Here is a 16,934-nt window from a genome sequence, read left to right as displayed (position 1 = left end):
GAGCAGCAGAAACGACCTGTGTGAGTGAAGCTGCTGCCGACAAACCTGAAAGGTCAGGGCACGCTCGCGCCCTAGCGGGCACTCCCACGTGGGCCTTCACCCCCGGCGTAAACGCCGGAGCACTGGCCCACATTCTGGTAGAGGAACGTGCCGGTGCCGCGCCGGTCCTCGTCACGGAAGGTCCACTGGTAGGTGATGTCGGGTTCAGCGTCCCCGTTGTTGTCGATCTTGATGTTGTAGCGGGACCTGGTGTCGAAGGTGTAGAAGTTGGGGCCGCCGTGGGGCTCCTCGAACGGGATCCAGTTGGCCAGCAGGGTCACCGTGCCGGCCTTGTCAGGGCTGACGAACGCGTAGACGTCCGTGTTGTCGTTGCGCGGGTCGCCGGCGATCATCGGGGCCTCGCGGTGCGAGGAAGCGGTGCCGGAGCCGGGGCGGAGCAGGGCGAACGAGGAGGCGGTCAGCACCGCCGCGACGCCCAGTCCGATCAGGGCGCGCCGGTTGATCCGGAGCTCCATGTTCGGTCCTTTCGAAGGGTCGATCGGGTGGGAGAGGTTCCGGCCGGGTTCCTCGACGCCTTATTCGTCGGAAGGCGCGCGGCGGATGTGTCATCTCGTCCTCAAGGAGGAGGCGTCAACGAAAGTTGACATACTATGGTCGTCAATCTAGGTTGACCGGTGTCGAATCCGTGCCGCTGTTCGTTGGGGGTTCGGGGATTCGCCATGAGAGGAGACACGGTGATCAAGGAGCTGCTCGCCTACATCCGCCCGCACAGGGGGATCCTGATCGTGGGCGGGGTGCTGGGCCTGATCGGCTCGCTGGCGGGGCTCGCCATGCCGCTGCTGGCCAAGTACGTGGTGGACGCCTTCGGCGAGAACCGGTCGATGACCGGGCCGTTACTCGGGCTGACCGTCGCGGTGCTGGTCGGAGCGGTGGTCTCGGCCGGGGGCATGTACCTGATGGAGCGCACCGGCGAGGCCGTCGTGCTCGGCGCCAGGCGCAAGCTGGTCGACCGGATGCTGCGGCTGAAGGTCGCGGACGTCGACCGCCTCAAGCCCGGCGACCTGCTGTCGCGGGTGACCGGTGACACGACGTTGCTGCGCGCCGTGCTGACCAACGGGATCGTCAACTCGGTCGGCTCGGTGTTCATGCTGGCCGGGGCGATCGTCATGATGGCGACCATGGACGGCGTGCTGCTGCTGGTCACGCTGCTCGTGGTGGTCGTGATCGGCGGGCTGACCGGGCTGATCATGCCCAGGATCCAGCGGGCGCAGAAGGGCGCGCAGGAGGCCGTCGGCGAGATGGGCTCGGTGCTCGACCGGGCGTTGCAGGCGTACCGGACGGTCAAGGCCAGTGGTGCGGAGGAGCGCGAGATCGGCGTGGTCGCCGACGCGGCGGAGCGGGCCCGCGACAGGGGGCTGCAGGTGGCCGGGTGGACCTCACTGGCCGGGGTGGCGACCTGGATGGCGGTGCAGATCGCGTTCCTGTGCGTGCTTGCGGTGGGCGGCTCCAGGGTCGCGTCGGGCGCGCTGGAGGTCTCGGCGCTGATCGCGTTCCTGCTGTACCTGTTCTACCTGGTCGCGCCGATCGGGCAGCTCGTCGAGGGGGCCGTCCAGCTCCAGCAGGGCCTGGCCGCGATGAAGCGGATCAAGGAGATCGAGGACCTGCCCGCCGAGCCGGTCAGCGACCCCGCCCCGTTCGACTCGCGGCCACTCGGCGTCACGTTCAGTGACGTGGTGTTCCGCTACGGCGACGACCGGCCGCTCGTCCACGACGGGGTCAGCTTCGAGGTGCCGCCAGGAGGGCTCACCGCGCTGGTGGGGCCGTCGGGCGCGGGCAAGTCGACGGTGTTCGCCCTGCTCGAACGGTTCTATGAGCACCAGTCGGGAGCGATCACGCTCGACGGGCGCGAGATCGGCGACTGGCCGCTCGGCGAGCTGCGCGCCGCGCTCGGCTACGTCGAGCAGGACGCCCCCGTACTGGCCGGCACCCTCAGGGAGAACCTGCTCTTCGCCGCCCAGGACGCCACCGAGGACGAGCTGCGCCGCGCGATCACCCGCACCCGCCTGGACGACCTGGTGGCCAGGCTGCCCGACGGGCTCGACACCGCCGTCGGTCACCGGGGCGTGCTGCTGTCGGGCGGCGAGCGGCAGCGGGTCGCGATCGCCAGGGCCCTGCTGCGCAAGCCCAGGCTGCTCCTGCTGGACGAGGCCACCTCGCAGCTCGACGCGGTCAACGAGCTGCGGCTGCGGGAGGTGATCGCCGAGGTGGCCGCCGAGACGACCGTTCTGGTCATCGCGCACCGGCTGTCGACGGTGACCAACGCCGACCGGATCGTGGTCATGGAGGCGGGCGGCGTCCGCGCGGTCGGCAGCCACGAGGAGCTGGTCGGCGAGGACGAGCTGTACCGCGAGCTGGCGGCCACGCAGTTCTTGGTGGGCTGACAGAAGCTTCGGCGTAAACTGCTGATCATCCTCCGTTAACGATCTAGGCGGGTTCCGGCCATCCGGATCCCGCTTTTGATCCCTACGGTCCTTTGCTGAACGGTTTTCTGTTGTCAGCAAGGAGTGTTTGTGAAGCTCGCAACCGTTGGACTCGCAGCCGCCGCCCTGATCGGCGCCACGGTCGTACCCCTCACCATCGCCGCGCCTGCCAGCGCCGCCTCCTGCAGCGGATCGCAGGTCGACTCGATCCCTGTGAAGCGGAGCGGCAAGACGTACGGCACGCTCAAGCTCTACTGGAACGGCTCGACGGGCACGAACTGCGCCCGCCTGGACCGAGTCGTCGATTACGGCACCAAGAGCGGGATGATCCTCCAGCTCTGGGCCTGCGCCAAGGGCACGCCGTCCACCGCCGCCTGCCATCGGAGCTCGATCCACGACGAGGACAGCGGCCAGTTCGGCCAGTACGCGGGCCCGGTGTCCGTCAAGGGCAAGGGCAAGTGCATCGTTGTCCAGGCCGGCGTGGCTGACAAGAACCACAACTGGGCCAACTACAACTCCCAGAAGCCCTTCCACTGCGGCTGAGTCGTGAGGATGGAGCGTCGTGCGCCCTCGCGCGGCGCTCCGCCGTACCGTACCCTTCGAGTGACATAGGTGAATATGTTCATTCAGAAGGGGTATCGCATGAGCCGCATCGTGCGCGCGCCGCGAGGCACGACGATCACCGCCAAGGGGTGGCCGCAGGAAGCAGCCCTGCGCATGCTCCAGAACAACCTGGACCCGGAGGTCGCCGAGCACCCCGAGCAGCTCGTCGTGTACGGCGGCTCCGGCCGGGCGGCCCGCGACTGGCCGTCGTTCGACGCGATGGTGCGCACGCTGACCACGCTCGGCGGCGACGAGACCCTCCTCGTCCAGTCGGGGCGTCCGGTGGGTGTCTTCCGCACGCACGAGTGGGCGCCGCGGGTGCTGATCGCCAACTCCAACCTGGTGCCCGACTGGGCGAACTGGGAGGAGTTCCGGCGGCTGGAGGCGGCCGGGCTGACCATGTACGGCCAGATGACCGCCGGTTCCTGGATCTACATCGGCACCCAGGGCATCCTGCAGGGCACCTACGAGACGTTCGCGGCGGTGGCGGCCAAGCGGTTCGGCGGCTCGCTGGCCGGGACGATCACGCTGACGGCCGGGCTCGGCGGCATGGGCGGCGCGCAGCCGCTGGCCATCACGATGAACGGCGGCGTGGCCATCTGCGTCGACTGCGACCCGCGCTCGGTCGCCCGCCGCATCGAGCACCGCTACCTGGACGTCGAGGCGGCCACGCTGGACGAGGCGCTGCGCCTGGCCTACGAGGCGCGCGACGCCCGCCGCCCGCTGTCGATCGGCGTGGTGGCCAACGCCGCCGAGGCCGTGCCCGAGCTGCTGGCCCGCGGCGCCGAGATCGACATCGTGACCGACCAGACCTCGGCCCACGACCCGCTGATGTACCTGCCGCTGGGCGTGGCCTTCGACGACATGGCCGCCGAGCGCGACAAGGACCCGGCGGGCTTCACCCAGCGCGCCCGCGAGTCGATGGCCCGCCACGTCGAGGCGATGGTCGGCTTCAAGGACGCGGGGGCGGAGGTCTTCGACTACGGCAACTCCATCCGCGGCGAGGCGCAGCTCGCGGGCTACCAGCGCGCCTTCGACTTCCCCGGCTTCGTCCCCGCCTACATCAGGCCGCTGTTCTGCGAGGGCAAGGGCCCGTTCCGCTGGGCCGCGCTCTCCGGCGCCCCCGAGGACATCGCCGCCACCGACAGGGCCATCCTCGAGCTGTTCCCCGACAACGAGCCGCTGTCGCGGTGGATCCGCATGGCCGGGGAGAAGGTGCACTTCCAGGGCCTGCCCGCGCGCATCTGCTGGCTCGGGTACGGCGAGCGGAACGTCGCGGGCGAGCGCTTCAACGACATGGTCGCCTCCGGCGAGCTCCAGGCCCCCCTCGTCATCGGCCGCGACCACCTGGACGCCGGCTCGGTCGCCTCGCCGTACCGCGAGACCGAGGGGATGGCCGACGGCTCCGACGCGATCGCCGACTGGCCCCTGCTCAACGCCATGCTGAACACGGCCTCGGGCGCCGCCTGGGTGTCGATCCATCACGGCGGCGGGGTCGGCATCGGCCGCTCCATCCACGCGGGGCAGGTCACGGTCGCCGACGGCACCGCCCTGGCGCGGGAGAAGCTGAACCGCGTCCTCACCAACGACCCGGGAACCGGCGTGATGCGGCACGTCGACGCGGGTTATGACGAAGCGGCCACGGTCGCGCGGGAGCGCGGCGTGCGCGTCCCGATGCGCGAGTCCTGACTCGTCATCCTCCGGCGGGATGACAGGGAAGGCGGCCGGTGTTGGAGGTGGCGTGACGGGCGGATACCACGGCGGGCTGGAGAGGCTGCTGGAGGGCAGGCGACTGTCCCCGGTGCAGCGCAGGATCGCGCATTATCTGTCGGAGAACCTGGACGAGGCGATCTTCCTGTCCAGTGTCGAGCTGGCCGAGCGGGCCGGGGTGAGCCAGCCGTCCGTGACCCGGTTCGCCATGGTGCTCGGCTTCGCCGGGTATCCGGAGCTGCGGCAGGCCCTGCGCCCGCTGGTGCTGGGCGGCCCGCCCGCGGGCCCGCAGGAGACCCTGCTGCGCGGGGCCATCGACAGCGAGATCAGGAACCTGACCGCCGTGCGCGAGCGGCTGACCGCCTTCCCGCTCAAGGAGCTGGGGGCGGCGCTGGCCGCGACCGAGCCGCTGCCCGTGCTGGGGCTCAGGGTCTCGTGCGGGCTCGCCACCACCCTGGCCTACTACGCCCGGCGCATCCATCCGGACGTGCGGCTGCTGACGCACGGCGGGTCCGAGCTGGTCGACGGGCTGCACGCGGCCCGGCGGGCGGGGGCCGAGTGGGTGGTGGCGGTCGTGCTGCCCCGCTATCCGGCCGAAGTCATCCAGGCGCTCGAGTACGCCGGGAAACTGGGGTTCAGGACGGCGGTGATCACCGACAAGCCGGGCTTCCCCGCCGAGGTCGTCCTGGACGCACCCGTCGGTGACCGGCTCGTGTTCGACTCCCACGCGGCGCCGCTGGCCCTGGCCATGGCCCTGGTCGAGGCCATGGCCGACGCGGCGCCGCTGCGCACCCAGGCGCGGCTGGAGGAGTACGAGCGGATGACCGACGAGACCGGCACGTTCCTAACCGGCGATCCGGCCTAACCGGCGATCCTGCGTAGCGAGCGCACCGACCAGGTCACGGTCAGCACGGCCAGCGCCAGCATGACGCCGAAGGCCAGCGGGATCGACGCGTCGGTCAGGTCCCCCGCGAACAGGGCGCGCCCGGCGACGACCGGGTGGTACATCGGGTTGAACACGGCCACCTTCTGCATCCAGTCGGGGGCCAGCGTCATCGGCAGCAGCGCGCCCGACAGCAGCATGATCGGCAGCGCGAAGAACTGCATGATCTGCGCCATGCCGTTCTCGTCCCGCAGCGACAGCGCCAGGCCGTACCCGATGCCCGAGGAGAACAGGCCGGTCACCGCGATGAGCAGCACCATGACGGCCAGGCCCGGCAGGCTGGCCCGCATGCCCATCGCCAGCGCGATGAGGATCACCACGACCGACTGCAGCACCAGCACCACGCCGTCGCGCAGGGTGCGGCCCAGCACGATCGACGGCCGCCACGCCGGGCTGACCGCGATGCGTTCCAGCACGCCGCTGCGCAGCTCGTAGATCATGCCGTAGCCGACCCCGATGGCGCCGAACAGCGCGGTGATCACCAGCATGCCCGGCGCGAAGCCGGTGAGCGCGGCCGAGGTGGGCTGGTTCATCGAGCCGGCCACCAGCGGCCCGAACAGCAGCAGGTAGACCACCGGCTGGATGATGCCGAACAGCGGCCAGATCGGGTTCCTGAACGTGTTGCGCAGCTCGTAGACCAGGAAGAGCAGGGTATGGCGGATCATGCGGCGGCTCCCGCGTCGCGAAGGGACCGGCCGGTCTTGGCCAGGAAGACGTCGTCGAGGGTGGAGCGGTCGAGCGCGATCGAGCTGAGCGGGATGTCCTGCGCCTCCAGCGCCCGCAGCAGCACGGGCAGGGTGTGCTCGCCGTCGTCGACGTACACGCGGAGCAGGTCGCCGTCGGCGCGGATCTCGCGGGCGAACGGCCTGAGGGTGCCGGTGGCCCGCTCGGGCTCGTCCAGCCTGAGCGTGACGACGTCGCCGGAGACCTCCCGCTTCAGCTCGCCCGGCGTGCCCTCGGCCACCACCTGGCCGTGGTCGACGATCACCAGCCGGTCGCACAGGGCGTCGGCCTCGTCGAGGTAGTGGGTGCTGAGCAGCACGCTGGTGCCCAGCTCGCGGAGCTGCCTGATGCGGTCCCACAGGTTGGCCCGGTTCTGCGGGTCCAGGCCGGTGGTGGGCTCGTCCAGGAAGAGCAGGGGCGGGCTGTGCACGAGGCCGAGCGCGATGGCGACCCGCCGTTTCTGCCCGCCCGACAGGGTGCGGCCGGGCCGGTCGGCCATCTCGGTCAGGTCGAAGCGGTCGAGCACCTCGCCGGTGGCCCGCGCCGGATCGGGGACGCCGTGGATCCGCGCGGCCATCATGACCTGCGCCCGGGGGGTGGTGCTCTCCTCGACTCCGCCGGCCTGGCTGACGTAGCCGAGCTTGCGCCGGACGGCGCCGGGCTCCTTGCGCAGGTCGTGCCCGGCGATGGTGGCGGTCCCCCCGTCGGGGACGATCAGCGTGGCGAGCATCCTGATCGTGGTGGTCTTGCCCGCGCCGTTGGGGCCGAGCACACCGAAGATCTCGCCCTTCTTCACTTCGAGGTCGACGCCGCGGACGGCCTCGACGGTCTGGGTGCCCTTCCTGCCTCTGGTGGTGAACGTCTTGCGTAACTGGTGCGCGTCAATGATCACGGGGCTCCTTTCAGGGAAGTTCGTCCGCCTCGACCTGCTTGACGGCCTTCTCCGCCCAGGCGAGCTGGGCGGCGAACATGGCGCTGGTGAGGCGGAGGTTCTCGTCCACGTGCTTGGGGGCGCCGTAGCGCTGCTTGGCGCCCATGATGTTCTCGATCATGCTGATCTGCATCTTGAGCTGGTGGATCCTGCTGTGCATGGCGTCGAGGACCTCCTCCTTGCTCAGGCGGTCCATGAACGTGAGCGCCACCTGGAAGGGGTCGACGATCGGCTTGATCTCGTGCCAGGAGATCAGCAGCAGCCGGTGGAACTCCAGGCGGCCCGTCTCGGTGATCTCGTAGACGGTCTTGCCGCCCTTGCCGCTCTCGACGACCTCCAGCAACCCCTCGTCGGCCATCTTCGACAGCCCGTGATAGATCGAGCCGAACGCCACGTTGGCCCAGTTGTCGGCGCCCATCACCTCCAGCCGCCTGCGTACCTGATAGCCGTTCATCGGCCCGTCGAGCAGACTGCCGAGGATGAGGATGCGTGTCGAGGACATACTCAAGCTTGTATTCAAATTTGATTAACTGTCAAGCTCCCCTAGGCTTGCCTCATGAGTGAACGACCGACAGCGCTGGTCACGGGCGCTTCCGGAGGTGTCGGCGAGGCCGTCGCCGAGGCCCTGGCGCCGACGCATCACGTCATCCTCGGCGGCCGTAACGAGCGGGCGCTGGCCGAACTGGCGGCCCGGCTGCCCGACGCGCGTGCGTGGCCCGTGGAGCTGACCGAGGTGACCCAGGCCGACGTCGCCGGCGTCGACCGGCTCGACGTGCTGGTGCACAGCGCGGGGATGAGCCCGCTCGGCAGGATCGAGGAGGTCGCCGCGAGCACGTGGCGTGCCACGATGGAGCTGAACGTGGTCGCGGTCGCCGAGCTCACCAGGCTCCTGCTGCCCGCGCTCAGGCGCGCGAACGGCCACGTCGTCTGCGTCAACTCGGGCGCCGGTCAGCGTGTCAGGGCGGGCTGGGGCTCGTACGCGGCCAGCAAGTTCGCGCTGCGCGCCTTCGCCGACGCGCTGCGCGAGGAAGAGCCCGAGCTCAGGGTCACCACCGTCTACCCGGGCCGGGTGGCCACCGAGATGCAGCGCGGCGTCCGGCAGCACGAGGGCGGCGCGTTCGAGCCCGACAAGTACCTCGCCCCGGCGACGGTCGCGCGTGCCGTCCTCGCCGCCGTCAACGCCGGCCCCGACGCCCACCTCACCGAACTGACCATCCGCCCCAGCGCCGTGACCTGATGACCCCCGTCGCGCACGAGGCCCTGGCGGGCTGAATGGAGTCATTCACTACAGTAGGTCCATGCTTGAGGAACTCGCGCGCATCGGACGTGATCCGGCCACCAACGGCTACGTCAGGGACTCCTGGTCCCCCGCCGACCTGGAACTGCGGGAGTGGTTCCGCGGCGAGGCCACGAAACGCGGGCTCGACCTGCGCGAGGACCGCAACGGCAACCTGTGGGCCTGGTGGGGTGACCCGTCCCGGCAACCGGGCGTCGTCACCGGCAGCCACCTCGACTCCGTGCGGCAGGGCGGCGCCTTCGACGGCCCGCTCGGCGTCGTGTCGGCCTTCGCCGCGCTCGACGTCCTGAGAGGCCGGGGCTTCTCCCCGCGCACCCCGCTCGGCGTCGCCTGCTTCACCGACGAGGAGGGCGCCAGGTTCGGCGTGCCCTGTGTGGGGTCACGGCTGATGACCGGCGTGCTCGACCCCGGCAAGGCGCTCTCGCTGACCGACGACGACGGCGACACCCTGTCCGACGTCATGGCCAGGGCGGGGCGCGATCCGTACCGGATCGGGCGCGACGAGGAGACCCTGGCCACCGTGGGCACGTTCGTCGAACTCCACGTGGAGCAGGGCCGCGGGCTCGTCGAGCAGGGCAGCCCGGTGGGCGTCGCCAGCGCGATCTGGCCGCACGGACGGTGGCGCTTCGACTTCCGCGGCCAGGCCAACCACGCGGGCACCACCAGGCTGGCCGACCGCGACGACCCGATGCTGCCGTTCGCCCGGATGGTGCTCGCGGCGCGCGAGGTGGCCGAGCGCGAAGGCGTGGTGGCGACCGTCGGCAAGGTGCGGATCACCCCCAACAACGCCAACGCCGTGCCCGGCCTGGTCTCGGCCTGGCTCGACGCCAGGGGCGCGACGGAGGCGGGCGTCCGCGCCCTGGTCACGGAGCTGGCACGCGACGCCGACGTGGTCGAGGAGTCGTGGACCCCGGTCGTGGACTTCGACCACTCGCTCAGAGACCGGCTGGCCCTCGTGGTCGGCGGCGGGGGCGGGGGCGACACGCCCGCGCCGGTGCTGCCCACGGGAGCCGGGCACGACGCGGGGATCCTCGCCACAGCGGGCGTTCCGAGCGCGATGCTGTTCGTGCGCAACCCCACGGGCGTGTCCCACTCGCCCGAGGAGCACGCCGAGCAGGCAGACTGCGAGGCGGGAGTGGTGGCGCTCGCGAACGTGCTGGAGGACCTGTGTCGCTGACCTACTGGTGCGAGCAGGCCTGGCTGCCCGACGGGGTCGCCGACAGCGTGCTCGTCGAGCTCGACGGCGACCGCATCGCCAGCGTGGAGCAGGGCGAGCCGGGCGGTGCGGAACGGCTGGCGGGCCTGACCATCCCCGGCCTGGCCAACGCGCACTCGCACGCCTTCCACCGGGCGCTGCGCGGCGCCACCCAGGAGGCCAAGGGTGACTTCTGGACGTGGCGCGAGGTGATGTACGAGGTGGCGGGCAGGCTCGACCCCGACAGCTACCTCGCGCTGGCCAGGGCCACCTACGCGGAGATGGCGCTGGCCGGCGTCACCTGCGTGGGCGAGTTCCACTACCTGCACCACGGCCCCGGCGGCAGGCCGTACGACGACCCGAACACGATGGGGCACGCCCTCATCCAGGCCGCGCGCGACGCCGGGCTGCGCATCTCGCTGCTCGACGCCTGCTACCTGACGGGCGGGTTCGGCACGGGCCTGTCGGGCGCGCAGGAGCGGTTCGGCGACGGCGACGCGGACCTGTGGGCGGTCCGGGCACAGGAACTGGCCGCCGCCTACGAGGGGCAGCCCGACGTGGAGATCGGCGCCGCCATCCACTCGGTCCGCGCGGTCCCGCCCGAGCAGATGCCGACGGTCGCCGAGTTCTCCCACCGGCACGCCGCGCCGCTGCACGCGCACGTGTCGGAGCAGCGCGCCGAGAACGCCGCCTGCGTCGAGATGTACGCCGCCACCCCCGTGCGGGTGCTGCACGAGGCCGGCGCGCTCGGGCCGCGCTCGACCGCCGTCCACGCCACCCACCTGGCCGACGTGGACATCGAGCTGCTCGCCCAGTCGAGCACCTACATCTGCATGTGCCCCACCACGGAGCGCGACCTGGCCGACGGCATCGGCCCCGCCCGCACCCTGTTCGACCGGGGCGCGGCGATCACGCTCGGCTCCGACAGCCAGGCCGTGATCGACCTGTTCGAGGAGGCCCGCGCGGTCGAGCTGGACGAGCGCCTGTCGTGCGAGCACCGCGGCAACTGGCGGGCGGCAGAGCTGCTCGGCGCCGCCACCGCCGTCGGCCACACCTCGCTCGGCTTCCCCGACGCCGGACTGCTGGTGGCGGGCGCCTGGGCCGATCTGGTCTCGGTGCGCACCGACACGGTCCGCACGGCGGGCACGTCCGGGCTGGAGGCCGTGGTGTTCGCGGCCACGGCGGCGGACGTCCACTCGGTGGTCTCCGGAGGCCGCCGGGTGGTCAGGGACGGCAGGCACGTGCTGGGCGACGTCGGGACCATGCTCACCGAGGCGATTGGACGACTGCGATGACATCCATAGTGATCTGCGGCATCGGGCTGCTCTACACCGGCGACCCGGAACGGGAGGAGATCGGCGACGCGGCGGTGGTGATCGAGGACGACCGGATCGCCTGGGTCGGCGAGGCCGGCCAGGCTCCCGACGCCGACGTGCGCTTCGACGCGGGCGGCAGGTGCGTGCTCCCCGGCTTCGTCGACAGCCACGCCCACCTGATCTTCGCCGGCGACAGGACCGCCGAGTTCGCCGCCCGCATGTCCGGCCAGAGCTACACCGCGGGCGGCATCCGCACCACGGTCGAGGCCACCAGGCAGGCCAGCGACGCCGCCCTCGCCACCCGCGCCGCCGCCCTGGTGGACGAGATGCTCGCGCAGGGCACGACCACGGTCGAGATCAAGAGCGGCTACGGACTCACGGTCGAGGACGAGCGCCGTTCACTGGAGATCGCCGGCGGTTTCACCGACGAGACCACCTACCTGGGCGCGCACGTGGTGCCCGCCGGGATCGATGCCGACGACTACGTCGGGCTGGTCACGGGGGAGATGCTCGAAGCCTGCGCGCCGTACGCGAAGTGGGTGGACGTCTTCTGCGAGCGCGGCGCGTTCGACGGCGACCAGACCAGGGAGATCCTCACCGCGGGGATCAAGGCGGGGTTGCTGGCCAGGGTGCACGCCAACCAGCTCGGCGAGGGCCCCGGCGTGCGGATCGCGTGCGAGCTCGGCGCGGCCTCGGCCGACCACTGCACGCACCTGTCCGACGCCGACGTCCAGGCGCTGGCCTCGTCGGCGACGGTGGCGACGCTGCTGCCGGGGGCCGAGTTCTCCACCCGGTCGCCGTACCCCGACGCCAGGCGGCTGCTCGACGCGGGTGCGACCGTGGCGATCGCGACCGACTGCAACCCGGGCTCGTCGTTCACCTCGTCCATGCCGTTCTGTGTGGCGCTCGCCGTCCGGGAGATGCGGATGACGCCGCTGGAGGCGGTCAGGGCCGCGACGTACGGAGGGGCGCGCGCGCTGCGCCGCACGGACGTAGGCTGGCTGCGCCCGGGGGCCCGCGCGGACCTCGTCGTCCTCGACGCCCCTTCCTACGTGCACCTCGCTTACCGACCCGGTGTTCCCCTCGTTCACCAGGTGTTTCATGACGGTCTCCTCCTTTAGGAGGACATCCAGAACCGTCCCCTGGTCGTAGCGCTTTAGGGAATCTTTGCATCTGGCCGGACGTTGCCACGGTATAGAACGCAGCTGCGGAACGAGGTGCCTGGGGATGGCAAGGCCTACGGGGAGTCGCACGCAGGAGCAGCACGTCGCCGAGCGCGATCTGCTGGGGACGTACCTGGCGGAGATCGGCAGGGTCCCGCTGCTTACGGCGGAGGAAGAGGTGGAGCTCGCCAAGCGGATCGAGGCGGGGCTCTTCGCCGAGCAGCTGCTCGACAGCGGCGGTTCGGAGCCGCGCGTCAGCGACGCGGCCGACGAGGAGCTGGAACGCCTGGCGGTCTCCGGCCAGCGGGCGAAGGACGAGTTCATCCAGGCCAACCTGCGCCTGGTGGTGGCGGTGGCCCGGAAGTACTCAGGGCGGGGGATGCCGCTGATCGACCTGGTCCAGGAGGGGAACCTGGGGCTGGTCAGGGCGGTGGAGAAGTTCGACTACAAGCGCGGGTACAAGTTCTCGACCTACGCCACGTGGTGGATCAGGCAGTCGGTGGGGCGCGCCATCCATGAGCAGGCCCGCCCGGTGCGGCTGCCGACGCACGCCGGGGAGCAGATGACCCGGCTGATGCGGGTGCGCCGCGACATGCTCGCGGAGTTCGACGTCGAGCCGACCGACGACGACCTCGCCGAGCTCCTCGAGCTGCCGATCGAGCGGGTGCGCGAGCTGCGCCGCTGGGCGTCCGACCCGGTGTCGTTGCAGCTCGGCGTGGGCGACGAGGACGAGACCGAGCTGGGCGACATGATCGCCGACGAGACGTGGGCCGACCCGGAGCAGCAGGCGATCGACATCCTGGAGCGGGAGCGCCTCGATCAGTGGCTGACGGGCCTCGAAGGCGACACCAGCGAGATGCTGCGCTGGCGCTATGGGCTGGTCGACGGTCGCGAGCACACGCTGACGGAGGTGGGCGAGCGCTACGGCATCGGCCGCGACCGCGCCCGCCGGATCGAGCGTGACGCCCTGGCCCGCCTCCGCAAGATGGCCAGCGCGGCCGCGTAGCCGCCCCGCGCGCAAGGGCCGGCTGCCACGCCGTACCCGGCATCGGCCGGGATCACGGCGTGGCGGCCGGCCGAGTCACACATCATCGGGCCTGATGTTGTGGTTGACCCGGAACAGGTTGCCCGGATCGTGCAGCTGCTTCAGCCGCGTCAGCCGCTGGTGGTCGGCCGGCGTGTACGCCGCGCGGACCTGCTCGGGGGCGAGGTCGGAGCTGCTCATGAAGTTGGGCAGCATGCCGCCCGTGAGGTGCGGTTCGAGGGCGTCCATCAGGTTCTGTTGCAGCCCCTTCACCACTCCGGCCTGATCGGCGGGTGCCGGGTTCGCCATGAAGAGTAGGAACCCGGCGTCTCTGTGGCCGATGGCGTTGGGCACCGCGGCCGGGCGGGCGAGGGCGCCGCCCAACTGCCGGAGCTCGATCACGCCGAAGGGCAGCTCGGCGTCCGGGCCCGCCAGGGCGAGCAGCCGCTCGACGGCGGCGTCGTCCAGAGCGCGGAGCAGCCCGGTGCGCTCGAAGACGGGAAGGGGCGCGACGGGCGGGTCGTTGGCGATGGTACCGATCTTCTCGTACGGCAGCGCGCCCATGGAGCCGAGCGTCGGCTCGGCGGCCAGCATCGGCGCGAGCAGCCGCTCGCCCTCCTCTTCGCCGCCGAGGTACGCGGCGGTCAGGCGCACCGCCACCCGCCCCTGAAGGGGAGGAGGCACAGTGGGCGCCTCGGGCAGGCGCATGAACGCCAGTGTCGTCGTCATCTCCTCGGGTAGCTCGGCCGCCCAGGCGGGGTAGGCGCGCACCACCCGGTCGGCCGCCTCTCCGAGGAAGAAGAGCGCCCCGCCGTACAGGGTCGCCAGCGTGACCAGGCCGATCTCCATGCTGGTGACCACCCCGAAGTTGCTCTTGCCGCCGCGAACCGCCCAGAACAGGTCCTCGTGCTGGTCCGGCGACAGGCGAAGCAGCCGGCCGTCCGGCGTGACCAGGTCGATGGACCGTACCTGGTCGGCGGCGTAGCCGTGCTTACGGCCCAGCGGGCCGAGACCTCCGCCCAGCGTGTAGCCCACCGCGCCCACGTCGAGCGAGGAGCCGTTGACCGTCGCCAGGCCGTGCGCCGCGGCGGCCTCGACCACCTCCCGCATCCTCGCTCCTGCCGCGACCCTGGCGACGCGCTTGACCGGGTCGATCGTCACTGAGCCCAGCCGCCGGGTGTTGATCAGCATCCCGCCGTCGGCGGCGGCGCTGATGCCATGGCCGGTGGCCTGCACAGCGACGGGAAGCCCGAGCAGGCTCGCCAACCGGACGGCGGCGCGGATGTCGTCGGCGTCGTCGGGCACCACGACCGCCTCGGGCGTGTGCCGGACGACGGGGTTGAAGCCGGCGTGCTCCGCTGTGAAGCCGGGGTCGCGAGGGAACAGGACGGCGCCCTTCACCGCGGACCTGAGTCTCGTCGCGAAGTGGTCGCCGGGATCGTCGGCGGCCTGGGCCGCTGACGCGCCCCCCTCGGTCGCGGCTCCCGCGGCCTTGATGGTGGATCGTCCGCTCAACGTCGTTTTCCTTTCGTGAAACCGGGTTGAGCCTGCCGGAGGGCGATTAACGTCCGATCACCAAGGGGTTTTCGGGCCCTGTCGAGCAGCGCAGGGGGAATTCACCGCGCTTTCTCCTCAGCTGCCGCTGAGACGACGGCGAACGGCGCGCCCCTCGGGCACGTCGTAGGGGCCGAGGATCACGTCGGCCTCCTTCCAGTAGCGCAGGGCGCGCTCAGGGTCCCCGAGGTCGCTCCACGCCTGCCCGAGGCGGCTCAGGATGCAACCGGCCAGCAGGGGGTCGTTCATCACCTGATAGAGCGGCAGCGCCTCCTCGCCGACCTTCACCGCCTCCTCGTGGCGCCCCAGGGCGCGGTAGGCGTCCATCAGGCGGTGCGCCGCCCACGCCGCCCTGAGCGGCAGCCCGCCCTCGCGGTAGGCCTGAGCACTCCTGAGCAGGCAGTCGATGGTCTCCTCCATGTCGCCGGAGCGGAACGCCGCCGCCGCCGCGCCCAGGAAGTTGACCCCGATCCCTTGGGGGTCGTTGATCTCGTACGCCAGCCGGAGCCCCTGCGTCACGTGCGCCCTGGCTTCGTCGACGAAGCCGGCGTCGCCCAGCGTCATGGCCAGGAGGCCGTGGGTAGTGGCCGCCAGCCGAGGGCTCTGCTGCACCTCGGCGATGGTCAGCGCCGCTGACAGCGAGCTGATCGCCTCGTCGCGGCCGCGCACCCTGAGCGCGCCCAGCCCCAGCGCCATCAGGACGGCGCCGAGGATGATCCGGTCGTCGAGGTCGGAGAGGCCCGTCACCTCTGTCAGCAGCGGCACCTCCTCCGCGAGGGCGCGGGTTCCGGAACGTCCCGCCTGCTCGAGCGCCGCGCTGACGTTGGCCTGCTCCGCGCGCATCCAGGCGCGGGCGGCGGGCCCGTCGGCGAAGGTCAGCTCGGGAGCCTGGTGCCCGGCCTGATGGACGAACCCGGGCAGCGAGACCCTGCAGACCCCTCTGATCCCCTCGAGGTAGTGGTCGAGCAGCCTGTCGGACGCGGCCGTCCGTTCCTTCGCCGAGTCCACCCGCTCGGCCAGCCCTCTGGCGTACAGGCGCACCAGATCGTGGTAACGGTAGCGGCCGGGCCCCCGCGACTGCAGCAGGCTCAGGTCGACGAGCGACTCGCAGAGGTCCTCGGCTTCGGCCTGGCTCACATCCAGGACGGCCGCCGCGGCGGCGACCGACAGGTCGGGCCCGTCCATCAGCGCCAGCAGCCTGAAGGCCCTGGCGTGATCGGCGCCGAGTGGCTCATAACCGAGCGCGAAGGACGACTCCACCGCGTCGCGGCCGATCTTGAGTTCCGCGAGCCTGCGCCGCTCGTCGATGAGCCGGCTCGCCAGCACCTCCACGCTCATACCCGGCCGCGCGGCCAGCCGTGCCGCCACGATCCGCACGGCCAGCGGCAGCAGGCCGCAGGACTCGACCAGCTTGACCGCTTCCGCGGGCTGGACTGCGACACGCTCCGCCCCCGCCACACGGGCCAGCAGCTCCAGCGCCTCTTCCCGGCGGAACAGGTCGAGCCGCTCCTGGTGGGCGCCGGGCAGGTCACCCAGCCATGATCTGCTGGTCACCAGCACCGCGCAGGTGGCAGCCCCGGGTATCAGGGGCGCGACCTGGCTCGTGTCCATGGCGTCGTCGAGGACGATCAGCACCCGCCGTCCCGACAGCGCCGACCGCAGCCGCGCGGTGCGCGCGGGGATCCCCGAGGGGATCTCCCTGTCGCTGAGGCCGAGCGCCCGCAGGAAGTCGGCGAGCACGTCTTCGGGCCGCAGGGGCGCGGCTCCCGCTCCGCGCAGGCTCGCGTAGAGCTGCCCGTCGGCGAACGCGCCTCGTACGGCGTGCGCCACGTGCAGCGCAAGGGTGGTCTTGCCGATCCCGCCCGCCCCCGAGACGGCCACCACGGTCAGCGCGTTGCCTGTAGTGGTGGTGAGCCGCTCGGCCAGGTCGGCGATCACATGCTCTCTGCCAGTGAAGTCAGGGATGTCAGCCGGTAACTGCGCAGGCGGCAACGT

General features: G+C 71.4%; 15 protein-coding genes. 9 read left to right on the top strand and 6 right to left on the bottom strand.

Translation table 11 applies throughout. The annotated features are described in order from the left end of the window. Window positions 1–71 precede the first annotated feature (71 nt). The gene (locus ABZ297_RS17435; RefSeq protein WP_355346481.1) at window positions 72–515 is read right to left on the bottom strand and encodes a DUF4331 family protein; all 444 of its coding nucleotides are present in this window, start codon (window positions 513–515) and stop codon (window positions 72–74) included. Between the two features lie 204 nt (window positions 516–719). Between ABZ297_RS17435 and ABZ297_RS17430 the strand changes: the two genes are divergently transcribed. The 4 genes from ABZ297_RS17430 to ABZ297_RS17415 all read left to right on the top strand — a co-directional run bounded on the left by ABZ297_RS17430 (window position 720) and on the right by ABZ297_RS17415 (window position 5,658). Further along, window positions 720–2,441 carry an ABC transporter ATP-binding protein gene (locus ABZ297_RS17430; protein WP_355346478.1) on the top strand — a complete coding sequence of 574 codons (1,722 nt, stop codon included), beginning with the start codon at window positions 720–722 and terminating at the stop codon, window positions 2,439–2,441. Window positions 2,442–2,570: 129 nt separating this feature from the next. Continuing rightward, the gene (locus tag ABZ297_RS17425) at window positions 2,571–3,023 is read left to right on the top strand and encodes a hypothetical protein (protein ID WP_355346475.1); all 453 of its coding nucleotides are present in this window, start codon (window positions 2,571–2,573) and stop codon (window positions 3,021–3,023) included. A gap of 99 nt (window positions 3,024–3,122) precedes the next feature. Further along, entirely contained in the window at window positions 3,123–4,772 is a 1,650-nt protein-coding gene (gene hutU / locus ABZ297_RS17420; protein WP_355346472.1) for a urocanate hydratase, read from the top strand. A gap of 52 nt (window positions 4,773–4,824) precedes the next feature. Continuing rightward, window positions 4,825–5,658 carry a MurR/RpiR family transcriptional regulator gene (locus ABZ297_RS17415; RefSeq protein ID WP_355346469.1) on the top strand — a complete coding sequence of 278 codons (834 nt, stop codon included), beginning with the start codon at window positions 4,825–4,827 and terminating at the stop codon, window positions 5,656–5,658. Here ABZ297_RS17415 and ABZ297_RS17410 read toward each other — a convergent pair. From ABZ297_RS17410 to ABZ297_RS17400, 3 genes are read right to left on the bottom strand one after another with little or no spacing between them, the layout of a single operon-like run. Next, the gene (locus ABZ297_RS17410; protein WP_355346466.1) at window positions 5,655–6,401 is read right to left on the bottom strand and encodes an ABC transporter permease; all 747 of its coding nucleotides are present in this window, start codon (window positions 6,399–6,401) and stop codon (window positions 5,655–5,657) included. The genes ABZ297_RS17415 and ABZ297_RS17410 overlap by 4 nt on opposite strands. Continuing rightward, complete coding sequence (locus ABZ297_RS17405) at window positions 6,398–7,351, bottom strand: ATP-binding cassette domain-containing protein (RefSeq protein WP_355346463.1); 954 nt, start codon at window positions 7,349–7,351, stop codon at window positions 6,398–6,400. The genes ABZ297_RS17410 and ABZ297_RS17405 overlap by 4 nt, the downstream gene beginning before the upstream one ends. 10 nt (window positions 7,352–7,361) lie before the next feature. Then, the gene (locus tag ABZ297_RS17400; protein WP_355346460.1) at window positions 7,362–7,892 is read right to left on the bottom strand and encodes a PadR family transcriptional regulator; all 531 of its coding nucleotides are present in this window, start codon (window positions 7,890–7,892) and stop codon (window positions 7,362–7,364) included. A 54-nt stretch (window positions 7,893–7,946) separates the two neighbouring features. Here ABZ297_RS17400 and ABZ297_RS17395 point away from each other — a divergent pair, with 54 nt between their 5' ends. From ABZ297_RS17395 to ABZ297_RS17375, 5 genes are all read left to right on the top strand, one after another. Further along, complete coding sequence (locus ABZ297_RS17395; protein WP_355346457.1) at window positions 7,947–8,627, top strand: SDR family oxidoreductase; 681 nt, start codon at window positions 7,947–7,949, stop codon at window positions 8,625–8,627. 61 nt (window positions 8,628–8,688) lie between these two features. Next, complete coding sequence (locus ABZ297_RS17390; protein ID WP_355346454.1) at window positions 8,689–9,864, top strand: allantoate amidohydrolase; 1,176 nt, start codon at window positions 8,689–8,691, stop codon at window positions 9,862–9,864. Next, window positions 9,855–11,177 (top strand): formimidoylglutamate deiminase, encoded by a 1,323-nt coding sequence (locus ABZ297_RS17385; protein ID WP_355346451.1) that lies wholly within the window; start codon window positions 9,855–9,857, stop codon window positions 11,175–11,177. The genes ABZ297_RS17390 and ABZ297_RS17385 overlap by 10 nt, the downstream gene beginning before the upstream one ends. Continuing rightward, window positions 11,174–12,319 carry an imidazolonepropionase gene (gene hutI / locus ABZ297_RS17380; RefSeq protein ID WP_355346448.1) on the top strand — a complete coding sequence of 382 codons (1,146 nt, stop codon included), beginning with the start codon at window positions 11,174–11,176 and terminating at the stop codon, window positions 12,317–12,319. Before ABZ297_RS17385 ends, hutI begins: the two co-directional genes overlap by 4 nt. 106 nt (window positions 12,320–12,425) lie before the next feature. After that, complete coding sequence (locus ABZ297_RS17375) at window positions 12,426–13,367, top strand: sigma-70 family RNA polymerase sigma factor (RefSeq protein WP_355346445.1); 942 nt, start codon at window positions 12,426–12,428, stop codon at window positions 13,365–13,367. Window positions 13,368–13,442: 75 nt separating this feature from the next. On the opposite strand, the gene ABZ297_RS17370 is transcribed toward ABZ297_RS17375, so the two are convergent. Together ABZ297_RS17370 and ABZ297_RS17365 are read right to left on the bottom strand one after the other, a co-directional pair. Further along, on the bottom strand, window positions 13,443–14,900 hold the full coding sequence (locus ABZ297_RS17370) for an FAD-binding oxidoreductase (protein WP_355346442.1): 1,458 nt from the start codon (window positions 14,898–14,900) through the stop codon (window positions 13,443–13,445). 117 nt (window positions 14,901–15,017) lie between these two features. Next, window positions 15,018–16,877, bottom strand: coding sequence for an NB-ARC domain-containing protein (locus ABZ297_RS17365; RefSeq protein ID WP_355346439.1), 1,860 nt, complete (start codon window positions 16,875–16,877; stop codon window positions 15,018–15,020). Window positions 16,878–16,934: the final 57 nt, after the last annotated feature.

This window comes from Nonomuraea sp. NPDC005983 (assembly GCF_040614375.1).
Taxonomy (GTDB): domain Bacteria; phylum Actinomycetota; class Actinomycetes; order Streptosporangiales; family Streptosporangiaceae; genus Nonomuraea.
This window is presented reverse-complemented; position numbering and strand designations above follow the sequence as displayed.

Excerpts from the sequence above, each read along its gene's own strand:
- ABZ297_RS17435 (WP_355346481.1), bottom strand. The coding sequence starts at position 515 with ATGGAGCTCCGGATCAACCGGCGCGCCCTGATCGGACTGGGCGTCGCG.
- ABZ297_RS17430 (WP_355346478.1), top strand. The coding sequence starts at position 720 with ATGAGAGGAGACACGGTGATCAAGGAGCTGCTCGCCTACATCCGCCCG.
- hutU (WP_355346472.1), top strand. The coding sequence starts at position 3,123 with ATGAGCCGCATCGTGCGCGCGCCGCGAGGCACGACGATCACCGCCAAG.
- ABZ297_RS17410 (WP_355346466.1), bottom strand. The coding sequence starts at position 6,401 with ATGATCCGCCATACCCTGCTCTTCCTGGTCTACGAGCTGCGCAACACG.
- ABZ297_RS17400 (WP_355346460.1), bottom strand. The coding sequence starts at position 7,892 with ATGTCCTCGACACGCATCCTCATCCTCGGCAGTCTGCTCGACGGGCCG.
- ABZ297_RS17395 (WP_355346457.1), top strand. The coding sequence starts at position 7,947 with ATGAGTGAACGACCGACAGCGCTGGTCACGGGCGCTTCCGGAGGTGTC.
- ABZ297_RS17390 (WP_355346454.1), top strand. The coding sequence starts at position 8,689 with ATGCTTGAGGAACTCGCGCGCATCGGACGTGATCCGGCCACCAACGGC.
- hutI (WP_355346448.1), top strand. The coding sequence starts at position 11,174 with ATGACATCCATAGTGATCTGCGGCATCGGGCTGCTCTACACCGGCGAC.
- ABZ297_RS17375 (WP_355346445.1), top strand. The coding sequence starts at position 12,426 with ATGGCAAGGCCTACGGGGAGTCGCACGCAGGAGCAGCACGTCGCCGAG.